Annotated in this window: 2 protein-coding genes; both read right to left on the reverse strand. The window is 39.3% G+C overall.

Going from position 1 to position 1,684, the window contains the following annotated elements:
* Positions 1-243: 243 nt before the first annotated feature.
* Positions 244-690: a DUF3465 domain-containing protein gene (locus AAEZ00_RS20490; protein ID WP_124013675.1), complete on the reverse strand. Its 447-nt coding sequence runs from the start codon at positions 688-690 to the stop codon at positions 244-246.
* A 58-nt stretch (positions 691-748) separates the two neighbouring features.
* A complete protein-coding gene (locus AAEZ00_RS20495) occupies positions 749-1,480 on the reverse strand; it encodes a Clp protease/crotonase-like domain-containing protein (RefSeq protein WP_124013674.1) in 732 nt (243 codons plus the stop codon).
* Positions 1,481-1,684: the final 204 nt, after the last annotated feature.

Below are 1,684 nucleotides of genomic sequence, written 5' to 3' on the forward strand. Positions count from 1 at the left end.
GCCGATACACTCGGTGATACAATTAATGATAACTTTCAGAAATTAAAACCTGCAGTTTGAATTCACTTGAGTATATAGCAGTGTTAAAGATGCGATTAAATCAGTACACAAGTAATAAAGACTAACAGAAATAACTAAAGGCCCATCCGCAACTTAATACTTATGCAGCGGCAGATAAACCTTATAAGCCGCCCTTAAGGCTCAATGTAAATTGAGCCTTAATCTTTTAAACCTAATAGCTGTTTATTTATAAACGTTGCCATTGTGTTTTAGCCAGCCGCTTTGGTGTTGTCCGCGTGGGTCGTGGTGAGTCCAATGGATGACGCCGCCTTTATTATTGAATTCATAAACGCCAAAGAACTCGACCGTATCGCCGACAGTTAAGCCGTCTATGCGCGGGGCTAAATCAATATTATGGGCGACGAGTAAGGTACTGCCACTGGCTATTTTCAAAATAAACCGTTGGTGGCGACTGCCTTTTAGATCGTCGGCCAGTATTTTTATTACCTCACCTGAACCACCAACTTGAACATTACTTTGTTTATTCTCAATGGCGTTTTGTAATGCATTATCACTGTCAACGACATATCCAGCGTAAACGTTTTTTACAATTTGAGTGGTTTGAACCTTTTTATCTAAAAAACCAAATAATGCCAAGCCAAGTAAACAGATGACGACTATTTTTTTCATGGTTATCAAATCCTTTGTGATATTTACTTAAGTGAGACTAAGCGATAAACGGCTCAATTTAGTGTTGCTGTAATATCTTATTATGCTGAGTTAACAAGGTTTCCAACACATCAGGCGATACGCTAAAAATTTGCACTATATACTCACCAAAGCGAGAAGTCGTAGCTTGCTCGCCTTCATAGGTAATATGTAAGCCTAACTGCTTTAAGGTTTGTTGATCATAACTAAACAGCTGCGCATCTCTTTTCTCTTCCAATCCGGGCACCATACCTAAAATCGTCACCGCTTGGTTAACCTTCACCATCTGAAAAAAGTCATGCTCGGCTTGCTGCCACTGAGTTAAGAAGTCATCTGCTTCTTTGCGCAACATCTTGTTGGCTCGTTGTTTGTTAGAAGTGATCGGGACATAAATCGGTTGTAATGCACCACCATGCCAGCCTAATAGTCCACCATTTCTGACCGTGACATCATCACTGGCTGTAACAATGTAATTAGCACAAGACGATGCACAGGCCTTGTCTACCACCACCTTTAACTTGTACTCAAATACTAGCTCACCAAATCGAATTCCGGCAAATACATCGCCGCCACCACTATTGATGATCAGAGATTCTATTTTTGTGGGACTGTTCGTAATCAGTTGTTCAAATGAAGCGACATTCTCAGGTGTAATTTCGCCGTTATAAAGAATGGTGCTAGGTAATAGTGGGTCAATAGCCACACTGAAAGGTTCTTGCTGAGCTGCACATCCCATTAACGCTAGCAGTAAAGCGACAAGTAAATAACGCATTCATATTCCATCATGATGTTGAGTTTATAATAAATTATCATGAATAACTGATGTTGCTATAAAAATTTATACACTCATCAAAATAACGCATTAGATTATCTATACTCAAGTGAATTCAAACTGCAGTTTTTAATTTCTGAAAGTTATCATTAATTGTATCACCGAGTGTATCGGCAATATCGGGGAGGGTGATGCTAAAAAAGT

Origin of the sequence: Shewanella sp. S1-49-MNA-CIBAN-0167 (assembly GCF_040310145.1) — a bacterium.
GTDB classification, from domain to species: domain Bacteria; phylum Pseudomonadota; class Gammaproteobacteria; order Enterobacterales; family Shewanellaceae; genus Shewanella; species Shewanella psychromarinicola.